Origin of the sequence: Halorubrum sp. GN11_10-6_MGM, assembly GCF_005435165.1 — an archaeon.
Lineage (GTDB): Archaea > Halobacteriota > Halobacteria > Halobacteriales > Haloferacaceae > Halorubrum.
In genome coordinates this window covers 145,208-161,837 of record NZ_SGUC01000002.1, presented here as the reverse complement: position 1 = coordinate 161,837, position 16,630 = coordinate 145,208, and the positions used below count along the sequence as shown (strand labels likewise).

Genomic DNA, 16,630 nt, shown 5'->3' with positions numbered 1-16,630 from the left:
CGTCGAGAGAGGGTGGGAAAACCGGCCGGAATCCGACGATCTGAATAGGCTATCGACGGCTCTGCGGTGAATACCCCCAGAGCCACGATCGTTCACTTATAAATGATCGACTACGGATCGGCGGAGAACACCGCCAAAGCCCCAGTCGCGAGGACTCGGGGGCCTTGCTGCGCTCCTCGCTCACTTCGTTCGCTGCGGTGCTTGCTGCGGCCGCCTTCGCCCTCGCGACTGCCCCTTTGAGTCCCCGCCCCGCACAGCACCGCAGCCTCACGCCTCCCCAGCCTCGTCAGTCGCCTCCGCTTCGCTCCGGCGACTGACTCCCTCGCGCGTGCTCCTCGCGCCCAAGGGGCGCTCGGAGGCACGCGCCACCGCGCCGTTTATTTATAAGTAATCGCCACCACCGGCTCAGACGTCGAAGTCGAGTTCGACCGCCTCGCCCGCGTCGGCGTCGCCCGCGTCGACGACGTTCTCGTCGGCCGCGAACCCCGCGTGGAGGTGGTCGTAGGTGCGCTCGATCGCCTCCACGATCACCTTCGTGTCGCCGGTGACGGGCATGAAGTTCGTGTCGCCGCTCCACCGCGGGACGACGTGCGTGTGGAGGTGGTCGATCGAGCCGCCGGCGGCGTCGCCGCCGAGGTTCTGGCCGGTGTTGACGCCGTCGGGGTCGAGGTCGCGGCGCAGCGCGGCCAGCGTCGCGGCCTTCAGCTTCGCGTGGTCGAGGAGGGTCGCGTCGTCGAGGTCGGTCGGGTCCTCGGCGTGGGCGTCCGGGATCACCATCGCGTGGCCGGGGTTGTACGGCGCGTTGTTCAACAGGACGTAGTTGCGCTCGCTCCGGGCGACCACGCGCGCCTCGCGGGCGTCCTCGCGCTCGGGCAGGACGCAGAACGGGCAGCCGTCGATCGGGTCGGCGTCGCGCTCGACCCACTCGATCCGCCACGGCGCGAAGATCCGGTCCATCAGTCGTCGAAGCCGTGGATCCCCGCGGTCGTCACCTCGACGCCGTCCTCGGTGACGAGGAGGGTGTGCTCCGCCTGACTGACGAGGGCGTCGTCGTCCTCCTTCAGGACGGGGTACCCCTTGATCGCGTTCGCCTGCTTCAGGCGGCGGAGCGCCATCTCGGCGCGGTCCGTCTCCAGCCACCGCGCCGCGAACGGGAGGTCGTCGAACGCCTCGATCTCTTCGAGCGCCTGCCGCGCGCGCCGGTCGCGCACGCTCGCGGAGCCCTGCTGTTCGAAGATCTGCTCGTCGGTCCCCTCGCCGACCTTGCCGCGGCCGTCGGTGGCGAACGGCTCGATCGCGACCGCCTGCCCCGGTTCGAGTTCGACCGAGCGGTCGACGCCGCGGTTCGGCACCGTCGGCCCGGTGTGGGCGTCGTAGCGCTGGACGCCGTGCCCGGAGAGGTTGAGGACCGGCGTGTAGCCGTACCCGCGGATCACGTCCTCGATCGCCTGCCCCACGACGCCGACCTCGACGCCCGGCCCGGCCTCGTCGAGCGCGGCTTCGAGGGCCATCTCGGCGGCCTCGACCAGCTCGGGGGTCCCGGTGTGGTCGACCGTCACCGCCGCGTCGGCGATGTAGCCGTCGACGTGGACGCCGACGTCGAGACACACCATCTCCTCGCCGAACTCCGTCTCGTCGTCGCGGCCCGGGGTCGCGTGCGACGCCTCCGGGTCGACGCTGATGTTCACGGGGAACGCGAGGCCGGCCCCCTGCTCGCGGACGAAGTCCTCCGTCCACTCGGCGACTTCGAGGTGGGTCCGCCCCGGTTCGACCATCTCGCGGGCCTCGTTCATCGCCTCGACCAGCACCGCGCCCGCCTCGCGGTAGCTCTCGACCGCGTCCTCGTCCAGAGGTCCGTGACTCATGGACGCGGATTCGGCGACCGCGCGCAAAGAGGTTGCGGAGGGCGGTCGGCGCGTCCGGGACGGCGGCCGCACCGGGCCGCGTCGGGCCGGAACGGCGACCGCACTGGGCCGCATCGGGCCGAACCGAGCCGCCCGTCGGGGAGTCAAGCGCGCGTGATCTCGACGTGCCACTCGCCGTCGGCCGGGTTCGCCGTCTCGTGGACGTACCCGCGCTCGGCCAGCACGTCGTACAGCGGCACCGGCTCGAAGCCGTTCACCAGACAGAGCGACTCGTCGTCGTCGAGCTCGTCGAGCGCGGCCATGATGTCGCCGAACGGTTCGCCGTCGATCTCGCGGGCGTCCAGCCGCTCGTCCGCGTCGTCGAACGGGTCGGAGCTCATAGATCGGTCGTCGGGTCCCGCGGTGGTAACGCTCGCCCCGAATCCGTTCGGGTCTCCCGGTCGAACACCGGCGTCCCGCTCGAACATGTTCGCTCGAAGAGGGAGGAGGCTGGGGCGCGTACGGTCGTTCATGTCGAGTACACCCTCTGACCACGACCACGACCACGGCGCGGACCCGGTGACGGATCACGTCCACGAGAACTCCTGGTCCGCGAACCTCGAAGGCCCGGAGCACGCCGCGAGCCGCGACCTGCTCGTGCGACAGGCGATCGAGGCGGTGGAGCACACGGCCGCGGGCAACCACGTGAACCTCGTCACCCACGGCGACCACGGCCACCCGGCCGAGTACCTCTTCGAGGCGCTCGAAGCAGAACTCGGTGGGGACCTCGACGTCGAGTACGTCGAGCAGTGCGGCTGCGGCGGGCACGTCGTTCGCGTTCACGCGTAGTCCGCGGCTACTCGCTCGCGGAGTCGCCGTCCGCCCGCGGCAGCCACATCCGCACCACCGTCCCGGTCGGCTCGCGGGTGTCGATCTCGATGTCGCCGCCGGACTCCGTGACGATCCAGTGGACGAGCCAGAGGCCGAGCCCGCTCGCGTGTTCGAGCGCCGTCTCCCGCGCCTCCGAGAACACCGTTCGCTCGACCGGCGGAATCCCCGGGCCGTCGTCGGCCACGTCGATCCGGAACCGGTCGCCGTCGGGGACGACCGTCGCCTCCACGTGCGGGTCGTCGCCGTCGTTGTGGACGACGGCGTTCTCCAACACGTTCCGGACCGCGGACTCCAGCAGCTCGTCGGCGGAGACGACCGCGGACTCGGGGACCGACACGGACACCGTCGCCCGCGGAAACGACGACGCGAGCGACTCGCCGAGCCGGTCGACGAGCTCGGCGAGGTCGATGTCGGCCCGCCCCGCGTCGCTGTGGAGCGCGACGTCGATCTCGCGGGCCTGATCGCTGAGGTGGGTCAGCGTCCGCACCTTCCGGTCGATGATGTCGAGGTACGGGTCGCCCTCCTCGTCGACGTGGTCGCGGAGCAGGTCCGCGTACCCGCCGATGACGTTGGTGTCGTTTTTCAAGTCGTGGCGCAGCACGCGGTTCAACACCTGCAGTCGCTGTTCGTACCGCCTCGCGTCCGTGACGTCGGTCGCGGTGATGACGACCTCGCGCCCGTCCTCGAACAGCCGCTCGATCACCGTCTCGAACCGTCGCCAGCTGCCGTCCGCGCGGGCGATCCGGTGCGTGATCGACTGCTGCTCCGCGCCTTCGAAGGCCCGCTCGAACGCCCGCTGCGCCTCGCGTCGGTCCTCGGGGTGAACCAGATCGATGACCGGTCGCCCCTCGAGCTCGCGCGGCTCGTGGCCGAGCAGCCGATCGATCGAGGGGCTCACGTACCGGAGCAGTCCGTCATCGCCGCAGACGGCGATCACGTTCGGCGATTGCTCGATGAGCGCGCGGTGACGCCGCTGGAGCGTCTCCTGCTCGGTGACGTCGCGGAACAGGAGGACGGTCCCGCCGCGGGTCGCTCCCGGACCGGTGATGTCGTGAGCGTCGACCGTCAGGAACTGCGGCGCTCCGTCCTCTCCGTCGACCGTCACGCGGAACTCGTCGTCCGAGGGCTCGTCCGCGACCGCGTCGGCGACCGCGGGGACCTCGTCGAACGCCTCGTCGGCGGGCGCGCCGAGTTCCGCGTCCGGGAACAGCCCTTCCGCCGGGTCGTTGCGGTCGACCACCCGACCGTCGGCGTCGCAGACGACGACGCCGTCGGAGAGGTTCGCGAACACCGCGTCACGAGCGATCGGCGAGACGTCGAGCAGTCGGTATCGGAACACGAGCCACGCGAGCAGCGCCGAGGTCGCGCTGAACGCGATCGGGGTGAAGTCCACGAACCCCGTCTCGGGGCCGATGACGCCCGCGATCCCGGCCGCGCCGAGCGACAGCGGCGTCACCCCCGCGACGAAGAGGACGACGGCCTGTCGGCGGAACACGCCGTCGCGGGAGAGCGCGGCGTGGCCGAGCACGGCGAAGGTGAACAGGTTGACCGCGTAGGAGTAGCCGATGAAGCCGAGCAGGGCGGGCGTCGGCTCGAACATCAGGACGCGGTAGCCGCCGGCGTCGGCGAGGACCGGATCGGCGTAGAACAGGGGATCGACGCCGAGCGTCAAGACGGCGACCGCGACCGCGACGGGGACGACCCAGAGGAGCGCGAAGCGACGGCGATCGAGCCACGCGGTCCAGTCGACGTACGAGAGGACGAAGGCGGGCCACGCGACCGCCAGCCCGGCGGAGCCGAGCCAGACGAACCGGTTGAAGAACAGCGTTGTGCCGAGCGTGGCCGACGACAGCTGGCCCGCGTACGCCAGCGACCAGACGCCGGCGGTGCCCGCGACGCCGACGAAGCTCCACAGCAGGCCGTGGCCGCGGCGGGACCGGTTGGCGAACGCGTACGCGGCGAAGCCGAACGACGCGACGGCCGCGACGAGCAACGGAGCCGTGTACGGCGTCGGTTGCCACGCCATCGATACCGGTAGGATGCGAGTAGCCGGTAAAAAGGGACCGAATCCTCTAACAGGTTCGAGCGGCGTCGATCCGTATGCTCGACCCCGGCGACGACGCCCCCGAGATCACGCTCACCGACCACCGCGGCGAGACGGTCACCGTCGATCCGTCCGCCGCCAGCCATACGGTGGTGTACTTCTACCCCCGCGCCGACACCCCCGGCTGTACCGCCGAGGCGTGCGGTTTCCGGGACGAGTGGGGCGCCTTCGAGGACGCGGACGTCGCCGTCGTCGGGATCAGCGACGATCCGGTCGCGGACCTCGAACCGTTCGCGGAGAAGTACGACCTCCCGTTCACGCTGCTCTCCGACCCGGACGGCGCGGTCGCGAGCGCCTACGACTCCTACGGCGAGAAGTCGATGTTCGGAAACACCTTCGACGGCGTGTTCCGGAACACGTACGTCCTCGACGAGGAGGGCGCCGTCGTCTTAGCCTACGAGGGCGTCTCGCCCGAGGACCACGCCGTCGAGATACTCGACGACATCCGCGCGCTCGACGACTGAGGACCGGCGGGTCGTCGGCCCGCGATGGCCGAGACCGGACCGGTCGTCGGCGAGATTGGAGAGCCCCGTCGATGGTCACCCGGTAGTATTATTACGCGACAGGAAACACATGAAACGATGCCCTCCAAGCGAACGTTCGCGAAGCGCCTAGCGGCGCTCGCGGCGACCGGGCTGGGAGTCGGCGGACCGATCGAGGCCCTGACGGCCGAACCGCCGCCCGACGCGACCCTCGGGATCGAGCCGACCGCGACCCGCGGCGGCGCGACCGACGGCGAGCCGGCGAGCGGCGGCGCAGCCCCGGAATCCGACGAGCCGCGGTCGGCGGTCGCCGCCGGGACCTACGATCCGGCCGCGGAAGCGTCGAACGCCGTCGACACCGTCGTCACCGGACGACTCGACCCCGCAGTCCTGACCGCGACCGGCCTCCCGAGCGGGGTCGGCGGCCGGCTCCGACAACTGCTCGACCGGTACGAGAGCGTGTCGCTCGCCGCGATGCGGCGGGCGACGGGCGGCGCCGCGCTCACCGCGGACGGCCCGGAGGGGTGCGCCGTGGCGGTCGGCGACGTCGACGCGGCCGCGCTGGCCGCCGAACTGGACGCCGACCCCGAGGTGACTCGCGAGGCGGACGAGGGGAGCGGGTTCGCCCGGTTCCGGGCGCGGAGCCTCGGCTCCGCGGTCGCCGTGGCGCCCGGCGAACTCGTCGCCGCGTACGGCCCGACCGCCGCCGTCGCCGCCGCGCACCGCGACGCCGGAGTCGGCGACGGAGCCGGCGACGGAACGCGACGGCGGGCGGGAGCGACCGCGAGCTACGGCCCGCTCCCCTCGCTGCTCGGCGGCGACGCAACAGTGTGCGTCGACCTCGGGCCGGACGCACGCGATCACCTCCGGAGCGCGCTCGCCGACGCGCCGGACGAACTCCGCACCGCGCTCGACGCCGCGGGCGCGGTCGGGGCGGCGCTGCGCGTGACCGACGGGAACTCGGAGGAGGGCGGCACGGCCGGAGCGTCCGACGGGCCGAGCGTCGCGCTGCGGTACGGCGCGGTCGCGGACCCGCGGCGCCTCGACAGGGAGACGGCGAAGGCGATCGCCCGGGCCGCCAGGGAGGGAGAGACCTCGCTTTCCGACGCGACGGTCACTCGACACGGGCGGACCGTGATCGTCGACGCCGCCGCCGACGGCGACCTCTTCGCCGCCCACGCCTCGCTGTTCGGAACGACCGTCGGCGACCGGATCGGAGTGGCGAACGCGTGAGCGACGCCGCCACCGCCGGAGCGCCCGACGTGGGCGAACAGTCGAACGTATCGAGCGGAGACCGACGCGCGAGCGAACACACGATGACGACGACAGACCACACGCCACGACAGCGGTATCGAACGAGGACGGCCGGATGAGCTCCGAAGACCCGCCTTCGGAACCGCCGGACGAATCGACGGACGAGCCAATAGACGAACCGACGGACGACGGCGATCCGACGACCCCAACGGGATCGTCGGCCCCCGCGGATCGGTCGGCGCCGACGGCCGAGCGAACGGCAGCGACCGACCGACCGACAGCGACCGACCGACCGACGGCGACAGACCCGTCCGCGTCGGTCCTCGACCGGATCGGGACCCGACACGCCGTCGGCGTCGCGGCAGTCCTCGCGGTCGCCGCGGGGCTGCTCGTCGCGCCCGGCGTGTACGGCGCCGTGACCGGGCCCGACGGGACGGTCGCCGTGATCGAGATCGACGGGACGATCGACTCCGGGACCGCCCAGCACGTCGAGGACAACCTCCGCGACGCCCGCATGAACGACTCGATCGAGGCGGTCGTGCTGGAGGTCGACAGCGGGGGCGGCCTCCCGGCGCAGAGCGAGCGGATGTACGCCGCGGTCGACCGCACCGCGTCCGTGATGCCGGTGTACGCCGCGGTCGACACGCTCGGCGCGTCCGGCGCCTACCTCGCGATCGCGCCGGCCGACCGGATCTACGTCGCGCCCTCGGCGCAGGCGGTCGGCAGCGTCGGCGTCGCCGGCACCGCGCCGGCCCCGAGCGGCCCCAACGCGGGGACGACCGGGCCGGACAAGCGGGGGAGCGACCCCGACACGCAGCGCGAGCGGCGACAGACGCTCGCGAACCTCTTCATCGAGAACGTGATCGAGCAGCGCGGCGACGAGATCGAACTCGACCGCGAGGCGATCGCTCACGCCGACGCCTACCTCGGCACCGAGGCGGTCGCGAACGGCTTCGCGGACCGGTTCGGCTTCGTCGACGGCGCGGTCGCCGACGCCGCCGCGGAGGCGGGGATGGAAGACTACGCGGTCGACACGCGCCGCACGGAGAGCCCCGTGCCCGCCGGCATTCCGCTGCTGGAACGCGACGACGGGACGATCGTCGTCGCCGACGGGGGCGAGGAGGAACTCGGCGACGGGCTCGTCCTCGCGGTCGCGCCGGAGGCGTGGGACGAGACCGTCGGCGACGACGTGGTGATGACGAGCTACACCGGGCGACTGCCCGCGGACGGCGCCGCCGCGGAGACGACGAGCGACGAGGATTCGGCCGCGACGAACGGGGGTGAGGGCGCGTGAGCGTCGACCTCCGAACGACGGTCGGCGCGTTCGCGCTCGTCTTCCTCGCCGTGGTCGGCGTCGCCGCCGTCGGCGGCGTCGTCCTCGACGGCGGGCCGCCGGAGACCGACGCGGTCGCGGACGACCACTGGCAGCTGGATTCGGTCGAGCCCGAGACGGTCAGCGAGGGCGGCGCGGTCGAGATGGAGAGCACCGAGCCGTCGAACGTCGTCGTCGTCCACCTCGGCGGCGGGACCACGGGACTCGGCGGCGGCACGTCGATCCTCCCGATCGAGGACGGCGACGCGCCCGCGGAAGCGGACATCGGAACCCTCGGTGGCGTCCGGCGCGGCGTCACGCCGCTCACCGCCGCGCTCATCGAGAACGGACACGAGGTGCGGTTCTACGGCGGCATCACGAGCGGCGAGACGCTGCCGTCGATGCTCTCGGACGCGGACGCGTTCGTCACCACCAGTCCCGGCGCCCTGTCCGCGACCGACGCCGACGCCGTGGAGTCGTTCGTCGACGCCGGCGGCCGGACGCTGGTGACGAGCGATCCGGGCGGTGCGGGCGCGCTCACCGACTTCGGCTCGCCGTTCGGCGTCTACGGCGAGGCGGGCTACGTGTACGACATGGAGAACAACGACGCGAACTACCTCAGCGTCCTCGTCGAGCCGACCGAGACGGGGTCGCTGACCGAGGGCGTCGAGCGGGTCGTCTTCCGCGGCGCCGCACCCGTGGGGGTCGCGGACGGCTCGGCGACGCTCGCCACCGCGGAGACGTCGCGGCTGTCGACGACCCGCGAGGCCGGCTCGTACGGCGTCGCGGTCCGCAGCGACTCGCTCGCGGTGATAGGCGATTCGAGCTTCCTCGAACCGGAGAACGCCGGCCGCGCCGACAACGGCGTCCTGATCGGAAACGTCGCGGACTTCCTCGTGACGGGCGAGGCGCCGGACGTGTCGTTCGGGCCGGGCGGCGCGGTCCCGCCGGGGGGAGCGGTCCCGCCGGGCGGGGCGACGCCGCCGCCCGAACCGACCGAGCCGTCCGGGAACGCGACCGCCTAGCCGGCGCCGACCCGTAACGGCGCGTCGCCGCGCGGCCGATGTTTTCTACCCGGGGAACCGGATCCCGGCGGCCGCGTCGGCGATCTCGCGGCGCTTCAGCAGTCCGAACCCGAGGACGATGACGACGAAGCCGGCGACGGTGAACGCCGTCACCGGCTCGGCGAGCAGGAGGGCGCCCGCGACGGTCGCCACGATCGGTACGACGTAGGAGACGAGGTTGATCTCGAAGGGACCGAGCCGGTCGAGCAGCGTGAAGTAGATCGTGTACGCCACCGCCGACGAGAGCAGTCCGAGGAACCCGAGCGCGAGGAGCGCCCGCGGCGCCGTGGCCGGCAGCCGCTGGCTCTCGCCAATCCCGAGGCTGAGCGCGTGGATGGCGAGCGCGCCGAACCCCATCGCCCATCCGGTGAGCGCGACGCTGGAAAAGGACGTCTCGACGGTCCGAAGGCCGACGCTGCCGACCGCGACGGCGATCACGCCGACCGCGATCAGCCCGACGCCGACCGCGACGCCGCCGCCGAGGTTCGCGGGGTCGGGCTGCGCGACGAGCCCGACGCCGAGGAATGCTAAGACGACCCCGACCGCGCCGCGCGCGTCGAGGTCCGCCCCGCCGATCCACAGGGCGGCGACCGCCGCGGTCGCGATGGGGACGAGGCTGTAGGTGATCGAGGCGATACCGCTGGTCGTGTACTGCTGCCCGACGAACAGCAGGCTGTTGTTCGCGGCCACCGACAGCCCGCCGCTGAACCCGATCGCGGCGAGGTCGCCGCGAGTCCGCGGGAACGGCTCCTCCTGCGTGAGCAGCACGTACGAGATCAGCGCCAGCGCCGCCACGTAGAACCGGTACGCGGCGTACAACACCGGCGGGTAGTAGTCGAGGCCGACCTCGATGGCGACGAAGGAGCCGCCCCACAGCAGGGCGAGGGTGAAAAACAGGAGGACGTCTCGGTACCGTGACACGGTCGACCGAACGAGAGCCGGGGGTAAAGCGGTGTTCGTCGCGGCCCGGACGGCCGGTATCCTCCCGTCGCGTCCCGGACCGCCGGTGTCCGCCCGTCGCGGTTCGGGCTACGGTGTCGGCGTCGCGAACCCGCCCGTCGCCGGGGGTCGCGGAGGGGCCGTTCAGTAGCCGCGGACGATGAGGTAGTCCGCGAGGTCTTCGAGCAGGCTACGGGAGCCGCTCTCGGGGAGGAGTTCCAAGTGCTCCTTCGACCGCGCGGTGAGGTCCTCGGCGGTCTCGCGGGCGTACTCGATCGAGCCGACCTCCTCTAGGGCGGCGACCGCGTCGTCGATCGCCGCCTCCGTCACCTCCGCGGGCGTGTCGGCGTCGACGAGCCCGTCGACGTCGACCCCCTGCTGGCGGGCGTGGAGCGTGATGAGCGTCTCCTTCCCCTCGACGAGGTCGGAGCCGCGCTGCTTGCCGAGGTCCGCCGACGGGACGGTCAGATCGAGCACGTCGTCCTGTATCTGGAACGCGCGCCCGGAGTCGATCCCGTACCGGTAGAGGGCGTCGACCACCTCGTCGTCCGCGCCGAGCAGCAACGCGGGGGTCGCGGCCGAGGCGCCGTACAGCACCGCGGTCTTCAGCTCGACCATCTCCAAGTACTCGTCCGGGAGGATGTCGTCGCGGCTCTCGAAGGCGACGTCGAGCGCCTGCCCCTCGCAGATCTCGGTACAGGTCGACGCGAGCATCCGCATCGCTTCGAGCCCGTGTTGCGGGTCCGCGCCCGTCTCGGTCATGAACTCGAACGCCTTCGAGTAGAGCGTGTCGCCCGCGAGGATCGCCGTCGAGACGTCGTACGCCTCGTGGACCGCGGGAACGCCCCGGCGCAGGTCGTCCTCGTCCATGATGTCGTCGTGGATCAGCGTGAACGACTGGATCACCTCGATGGCGACCGCCGCCCGCATCACGTCGACGTCGTCGCCGCCGAGAGACGGGAACGAACGGAAGTCGGCGCCCATCGGCTCGGTGCCGGTGACGGCCTCCGCGGCCAGCGTCGTCACCGTCGGGCGGAGCCGCTTCCCGCCCGCTTCGAGGATGTAGCGGGTCGCCTCGTACAGCCGCTCGGGCTCTTGGACCGGCAGCTCCTCGTCGATAGCGGCGTTGACCAGCTCGCGCCGCTCGCGGATGGCGTCGAGCACCCGCGCCTCCTTCGTCTCGCTCGTCATTCGACGAGCTGGATGGTGGATCCGTTCTGCGTGACGTGCACGTCACGTCCGAGCTTGTACCCCTGCGACTTCGCGAGGTCGACGTACGGCGAGCGGCCCTTCAGCGTCTGGTGCGCCGGAATGAGGTGCTGAGGCTGGAGCGCCTGCAGCATCTCGTAGTGGCCCTCCTCGCGGAGGTGGCCGGAGACGTGGATGTCGTCGTACAGGCGCGCGCCCTGCATCCGAAGCAGCTGTTCGGACTGGTAGCGCTGCCCCTCGTTGGTGGGCTCCGGGATGACGCTCGCGCTGAAGACGACCTTGTCGCCGTCGTCGATTTCGTACGGCGTCTCGCCGCGGCCCATGCGGGTCAACATCGCGCGCGGCTCGCCCTGGTGGCCCGTCACGATGGGGAGGAAGTTCCCCTTCCCCTCCTTCATGATGCGCTTGAACGCGCGGTCGACGGACTTCCGGTGGCCGTACATGCCGACGTCGCCCTGGAAGTCGACGAAGTCGAGCCGCTCGGCCGTGCCCGAGTACTTCTCCATCGAGCGCCCGAGGAGGACCGGCTGGCGGCCGATCTCGCGGGCGTACTCGACGAGGGTCTTCACGCGGGCGATGTGGGAGGAGAAGGTGGTCGCGATGATGCCGCCCGAGTAGTCCTCCATCGATTTGAGCGTGTCCTCGACGTGCTTCTTCGCGTACGACTCGGAGGGCGTCCGGCCCTTCTTCCCGGCGTTCGTACAGTCCTCGATGTACGCGAGGACGCCCTCGTCCTGACGGCCGATCTCGCGGAACCGCTCCATGTCGATCGGGTCGCCGATGACGGGGTCGTGGTCGAGTCGCTTGTCGAGACCGTAGACGACCGCGCCCTCGGGCGTGTGGAGGACCGGGTTGATCGCGTCGATGATCGAGTGGGTGACGTTGACGAACTCGAGTTCGACCTGCTCGGAGTCGCCGATCGCCATCGAGGCGCCCGGCTTCATCTTCACGAGGTCGTTGTCGACCTGGAACTTCCCCTCGTCTTCGATCTGCTGGCGGACCAGCTCGATCGTGTACGGCGCGGAGACGATGGGCGCGTCGTAGCGGTGGGCGAGCTTCGGGATGCCCGCGATGTGGTCGAGGTGACCGTGGGTGGGGACGATCGCCTGAACGTCGCCCTCCAGTTCGCTCATCACCCGATCGTCCGGGATCGCTCCCATGTCGATCAGGTCGAGACTGTGCATGCTCTCGGTCTCCACGTTGTCGTGGATGAGGACCTTACTGAGGTTCAGGCCCATGTCGAAGATGACGATGTCGTCGCCCGCGCGAACCGCCGTCATCTGTCGACCGACCTCTTCGTAACCGCCGAGTGTCGCAATTTCGATTTCCATGGTGTTGTCGTGTCTGACGCCGTGGTCGGCGTCGGTCACTGAAACCCCGCAAGGAGCCGTCAGCGCTGCGTCCTACCGCGCGTCGTTGAAGGCCCCGCTACGGCCGAGCCACCGCGACTCACCGTGTCCCGCGGGAGTGTGGTACCTCGGCGTACTCCCGCGCACGTTAAAAACTCCCGGGTTCGGTCCCGGAGCGGCGTCCGAACCGAACGCCGAGGGGCCGAGGCGCGGCGTTTCCCACAAAGCGTTTCCCGCTCTCGGCCGAATCGCCGCCGATGGGAGACGTTCCCCGCCGCCGAGCCCTCCTCGCGGCCGCGTCAGGTCTCGCCGCCCTCGCCGGCTGCTCGGGCAGCGACTCCGCGTCGAACAGCTACCCGAGCAGCGACGAACGACGGATCGACGACTACGAACTGGAGAAGGCGCGCGACGAGCGCGGCGGCGCGCTGGTCGCCGAGGGCGACGAGCTCCCGTCGCTGTCGACGGACGAGCGCGCGGTCCAACGTCGCAGCACGCGGCGCGTGTTGGTCACGGCGACGGATATCGACGAACTCACGTTCGCCGGGACGGGCGCGGGCGAGCGGCTCCGGACGTTCCTCGCTGCCACCGACTTCGAGTCGGCGTCGGCGTACCTCCTCGCGATGCCCGTGCGGGCGTGTCGGGAGATCCGGTTCCGGTCCGTGTCCGTCGAGCCCGACGAGCTCGCGAACGGTGACCTCCACCCCCACGCCGACTTCTGTCAGGCGTACCGCCCGGCGGACGTCGATTGCGACGCGGACGCGATCCACACCGTCGGGTTCGCGATCCGCCTCCCCGTCGCCGCCGACCGCTCGACCGGGAGCGGCAGCGGGATGAGCGGGTCCTGTCGGCGAGGAGAGCCGCCGACCGTGTTCAACGCGTCGGCCGCGGCCGGCTCCGGCGGTGGTGACGCGTGACCCGCGAGTCCGAGTCGCATCGCGAGTCCGAGCCGCGTCGCGAATCGCGGTCGCGTCGCGGGTTCCTCGCCGGGATCGCGGCGGCCGGCGCCGCGGCGACGGCGGGGTGTTCGGGGGTCCCGTTCGCCGGCGGCGAGGAGCGTCGGGAGGCGCCCGCGTCGCTCCCGTCCGACGCCGTCGGCCCGGTCGAGTGGCCGGCGTCGCCGTTCCCCGTGACCGTTCCCGAGTCGCTCGCATCGACGCACGAGTCGCGGACCCGCGAGCTGCTCGACGCCGTCCCGGCCGAGGCGTCGATCCCGAACGAGGCGGTCGCCGCGGCGATCGGCGACGACCGCGAGCGGGCGAGTCGGCGCGCGAACGCCGAGATACCCGACGGCTGGCCGGTCGACGACCTCTCCGCGTGGCGTCACCGTCGAGAAGACGCCGCGGCGGTCCGCGGCGCGCACCGGGCCGCCACCGGAACCGACGACGGCGTGGACCTCGCCGCCCGGCGCCGCGCGGTCCGCGACGACCGCGGGGCGCTCGCGTCGGGACTGGAGTACCGGGCCGAGTCGCCCGCGGCGGCGGTGTTGGCGTACGAGCCGGTCGAGTCGCTGCTCGCGGAGTGCGCGAGACACGTCGAGCCGCGGGTGACGTATCCGGACGACCCGATCGCCGAGCCCTTCCGAGCCGGCGAGGTCGTCGGTCACGTCGAGCGCGCACGGGCAGCCGCGAGCGACGCCGAGGGACTCCGAGACGCGTACCTCGACGGGCGCGACGGAGCGACCTCGCAGTGGGCGTCGCTGGTCGCGGCGGCCGGGCAGTTACGGGGGTCGGTGAGCCGGACGCGCGCGGCCGTTCGGCGGCGGACTAACGACGGAACGCCGTCGGGAGACGAGGACCTGAGCGGAACGGTCGCACAGGAGCTGCTCGCCGTGAGCGGGCGACGGGCCGAGTCGGCGGTGACGGACGCGGAGCGGGCGGCCGACGCCGGCGAACACGCGACCGCCGTGATCGAGGCCGGCACCGGCCTGGCCGACATCGAGGCGCGCCGCCGGGCGGTCGCCGAGATCGGCGACGGGCGGTTCCGGGAAGTACCCTCGGAGTCGTCAGTCCGATCGGCCGCGGAGCGGGCGCACACGGCGGTTCGCGACGCGGTCGAGAGGGGCGGGCCGCTCGCGAGGCGGCTCGTCCGACCCGGGGTGGAGACGCTCGCGTACGTCGCCGACCGCATCGAAGAGGGGTACGCCTCGCCGCGTCGGACGCAGGCGGAGTTGGCGTACGTCGACCTGTACGCGGGCGCCGTTCCGGCGACGACGGCGTTCGTGCGCGAGCGGCTGGCGTGAGCGACGGCGACTCGCGGGAGTGAGCGACGGCGACCCGCGGGAGTGAGTCTGCGATCGGTCGGTGTGGGCGGCCGTGACCTCACGGGGCGACTGCGGTCGGTGGCGGCGAGCGCCGTCGGAGTCGTCGTCCCGGTATTTTTATTACCGCGACGGGCGGCGATACGGACAATGAGTGGACGACCCCTCGACGTGCTCGAAGCGTCGCTGGAGGAGCCGGTGACGGTTCACCTGAAGGACGGCACGACCTACTACGGAATCTTGGGCGGCTACGACCAGCACATGAACGTCGTCATCGAGCCCGAAAGCGACGTGGACGACCGCGTCGACGACGACCTCGACGGCGAGTTCGCGGTCGCGATCGAAGACACAACGATTATACGCGGCGATAACGTCGTCACCATCAAAGCATGACCGGAGCAGGTACGCCCTCTCAGGGGAAAAAGAACAAGACGGTTCACGTGAAGTGTCGACGCTGCGGCGAGAAGTCCTACCACGTCAAGAAGGAGCGCTGCTCCTCGTGCGGCTTCGGCGAGTCCGCCTCCCGGCGCGACTACGCGTGGCAGTCGAAGACCGGCGACAACTGAACGGCGTTTTCTCGGAGTTCTTCTCGTTTCCGTTCGCGTAGCAGCGCGTTCGTAATCTGGAGGTCCCGTTCCGCCACGATACCGCCGGGACCCCAACCGTTTCCCGGAGCGGTCGCCGACCGGAGATATGGACCTGTCTGTCGTCGACCTCTCGCCGGTCCCCCGCGGCGGCACCGCGGCGGACGCGTTCGCGAACACCGTCGAGGCCGCGAAACACGCAGAGCGGCTGGGGTACGAGCGGTTCTGGGTCGCCGAACACCACGGGATGGGCGACCGACTCGCGGGCACCACGCCCGAGGTGCTGCTCGGGCGGCTCGCGGGGGCGACCGACTCGATCCGACTCGGGAGCGGGGCCGTGCTGCTCAACCACTACGCGCCGTTCAAGGTGGCCGAGTCGTTCGGCGTCCTCGACGGGCTGGCGCCCGGCCGCGTCGACATCGGGATGGGGCGCGCGAACGGCTCGCCCGCGTCGGACCGCGCGCTCGGCACCGACCGCCGCGTCGAGAACCCGAACGAGGACCACCGCGAGCGGATCACCGCGGTCGTGAACCACCTCCGCGACGACTACCCCGCGGACCACCCGTACGGCGACCTCTCGGTGCCGGGATCGGCCGACGGGCCGGCCGTCCCGTGGGTGCTCGGATCGAGTCCGTCGAGCGGCGAGATCGCGGGGGAGTTGGGACTCCGCTACTGCTTCGCGGGGTTCATCCGCCCGGGGTTCGCCGAGCGCGCGTTCGCGGCCTACCGCGAGGCGTTCGACCCCGAGACCGGGCTCAGCGGCCTCGACGAACCGCGGGGGATGGTGGCGGTCAACGCGGTCGCCGCGGAGACCGACGAGGCGGCGGCTCGGCGGCGCGCGCCCGCCGAGGCGACGTTCCGGCGGATGCAGCGCGGCGAACTCGGCGACGAGACACCGACCGTCGAGGAGGCGGTCGACGAGCTCGGCGGCGCCCCCGAGCCGACGCCCGCGACGCTGGACGCCGACGAGTGGCCGCGCTCGATCTCGGGGAGCCCGGAGACGATCCGCGGGTTGCTGGAGCAGTTGGCCGACCGGGTGGGCGTCGACGAGATGATGATCCAGCACACGGTGCCCGATCACGAGGGCGCCTTGGAGTCGCACGCGCTGCTCGCCGAGGCGATGGATCTGGACGGGCGAGAGTAGGTCGGTTTGGGGGCGGTGGACGTTCTCAATTGCTCAGTTAGGTGGAGAAGTCGACCGACGGTGACGGACACCGCAAAACCCCAGCGGTTTATTTATAAATGGTTGCTGACGGATCGACTGCGAACACCGCCCAAGCCCCAGCCGCGACGGCTCGGTGCGCTCGCGACTGCCCCTTTGAGTCCCGCCCCGCACAGCAC

General features: G+C 71.5%; 17 protein-coding genes. 10 read left to right on the top strand and 7 right to left on the bottom strand.

Features of this window, described 5'->3' with window-relative positions:
- Positions 1-405: 405 nt before the first annotated feature.
- The 3 genes from EXE46_RS02025 to EXE46_RS02015 form a co-directional block, all read right to left on the bottom strand.
- Entirely contained in the window at positions 406-957 is a 552-nt protein-coding gene (locus EXE46_RS02025; RefSeq protein ID WP_137686830.1) for an HIT domain-containing protein, read from the bottom strand.
- Positions 957-1,865, bottom strand: a complete 909-nt coding sequence (map, locus tag EXE46_RS02020) for a type II methionyl aminopeptidase (RefSeq protein WP_137686829.1) — start codon at positions 1,863-1,865, stop codon at positions 957-959. Before map ends, EXE46_RS02025 begins: the two co-directional genes overlap by 1 nt.
- A gap of 143 nt (positions 1,866-2,008) precedes the next feature.
- The gene (locus tag EXE46_RS02015) at positions 2,009-2,245 is read right to left on the bottom strand and encodes a DUF2249 domain-containing protein (protein WP_137686828.1); all 237 of its coding nucleotides are present in this window, start codon (positions 2,243-2,245) and stop codon (positions 2,009-2,011) included.
- A 130-nt stretch (positions 2,246-2,375) separates the two neighbouring features.
- Between EXE46_RS02015 and EXE46_RS02010 the strand changes: the two genes are divergently transcribed.
- The gene (locus EXE46_RS02010) at positions 2,376-2,693 is read left to right on the top strand and encodes a CGCGG family rSAM-modified RiPP protein (protein ID WP_137686827.1); all 318 of its coding nucleotides are present in this window, start codon (positions 2,376-2,378) and stop codon (positions 2,691-2,693) included.
- A 7-nt stretch (positions 2,694-2,700) separates the two neighbouring features.
- Here EXE46_RS02010 and EXE46_RS02005 read toward each other — a convergent pair whose 3' ends face one another.
- Entirely contained in the window at positions 2,701-4,761 is a 2,061-nt protein-coding gene (locus EXE46_RS02005) for a histidine kinase N-terminal 7TM domain-containing protein (RefSeq protein WP_137686826.1), read from the bottom strand.
- Positions 4,762-4,835: 74 nt separating this feature from the next.
- Here EXE46_RS02005 and EXE46_RS02000 point away from each other — a divergent pair, with 74 nt between their 5' ends.
- From EXE46_RS02000 to EXE46_RS01985, 4 genes are all read left to right on the top strand, one after another.
- Complete coding sequence (locus tag EXE46_RS02000; protein ID WP_137686825.1) at positions 4,836-5,303, top strand: peroxiredoxin; 468 nt, start codon at positions 4,836-4,838, stop codon at positions 5,301-5,303.
- A gap of 117 nt (positions 5,304-5,420) precedes the next feature.
- Positions 5,421-6,554, top strand: a complete 1,134-nt coding sequence (locus EXE46_RS01995) for a hypothetical protein (RefSeq protein ID WP_137686824.1) — start codon at positions 5,421-5,423, stop codon at positions 6,552-6,554.
- A 136-nt stretch (positions 6,555-6,690) separates the two neighbouring features.
- Complete coding sequence (locus tag EXE46_RS01990) at positions 6,691-7,869, top strand: S49 family peptidase (RefSeq protein WP_241981483.1); 1,179 nt, start codon at positions 6,691-6,693, stop codon at positions 7,867-7,869.
- Positions 7,866-8,912 (top strand): hypothetical protein, encoded by a 1,047-nt coding sequence (locus EXE46_RS01985; protein WP_137686822.1) that lies wholly within the window; start codon positions 7,866-7,868, stop codon positions 8,910-8,912. The genes EXE46_RS01990 and EXE46_RS01985 overlap by 4 nt, the downstream gene beginning before the upstream one ends.
- Before the next feature lie 45 nt (positions 8,913-8,957).
- Here the strand turns inward: EXE46_RS01985 and EXE46_RS01980 are convergent, their stop codons facing one another.
- From EXE46_RS01980 to EXE46_RS01970, 3 genes are all read right to left on the bottom strand, one after another.
- On the bottom strand, positions 8,958-9,872 hold the full coding sequence (locus EXE46_RS01980; RefSeq protein ID WP_137686821.1) for a DMT family transporter: 915 nt from the start codon (positions 9,870-9,872) through the stop codon (positions 8,958-8,960).
- 162 nt (positions 9,873-10,034) lie between these two features.
- Positions 10,035-11,081 (bottom strand): geranylfarnesyl diphosphate synthase, encoded by a 1,047-nt coding sequence (gene idsA3 / locus EXE46_RS01975; protein WP_137686820.1) that lies wholly within the window; start codon positions 11,079-11,081, stop codon positions 10,035-10,037.
- Positions 11,078-12,430: a ribonuclease J gene (locus tag EXE46_RS01970; protein WP_137686865.1), complete on the bottom strand. Its 1,353-nt coding sequence runs from the start codon at positions 12,428-12,430 to the stop codon at positions 11,078-11,080. Before EXE46_RS01970 ends, idsA3 begins: the two co-directional genes overlap by 4 nt.
- A gap of 275 nt (positions 12,431-12,705) precedes the next feature.
- Here EXE46_RS01970 and EXE46_RS01965 point away from each other — a divergent pair, with 275 nt between their 5' ends.
- From EXE46_RS01965 to EXE46_RS01945, 5 genes are all read left to right on the top strand, one after another.
- Positions 12,706-13,362, top strand: a complete 657-nt coding sequence (locus tag EXE46_RS01965; protein WP_137686819.1) for a hypothetical protein — start codon at positions 12,706-12,708, stop codon at positions 13,360-13,362.
- Positions 13,359-14,687 carry a hypothetical protein gene (locus tag EXE46_RS01960; protein WP_137686818.1) on the top strand — a complete coding sequence of 443 codons (1,329 nt, stop codon included), beginning with the start codon at positions 13,359-13,361 and terminating at the stop codon, positions 14,685-14,687. The genes EXE46_RS01965 and EXE46_RS01960 overlap by 4 nt, the downstream gene beginning before the upstream one ends.
- A gap of 168 nt (positions 14,688-14,855) precedes the next feature.
- Positions 14,856-15,098: an LSM domain-containing protein gene (locus EXE46_RS01955; RefSeq protein WP_137686817.1), complete on the top strand. Its 243-nt coding sequence runs from the start codon at positions 14,856-14,858 to the stop codon at positions 15,096-15,098.
- On the top strand, positions 15,095-15,271 hold the full coding sequence (locus EXE46_RS01950) for a 50S ribosomal protein L37e (RefSeq protein WP_006112801.1): 177 nt from the start codon (positions 15,095-15,097) through the stop codon (positions 15,269-15,271). Before EXE46_RS01955 ends, EXE46_RS01950 begins: the two co-directional genes overlap by 4 nt.
- A 127-nt stretch (positions 15,272-15,398) precedes the next feature.
- Positions 15,399-16,433 (top strand): LLM class flavin-dependent oxidoreductase, encoded by a 1,035-nt coding sequence (locus tag EXE46_RS01945; RefSeq protein ID WP_137686816.1) that lies wholly within the window; start codon positions 15,399-15,401, stop codon positions 16,431-16,433.
- Positions 16,434-16,630 lie beyond the last annotated feature (197 nt).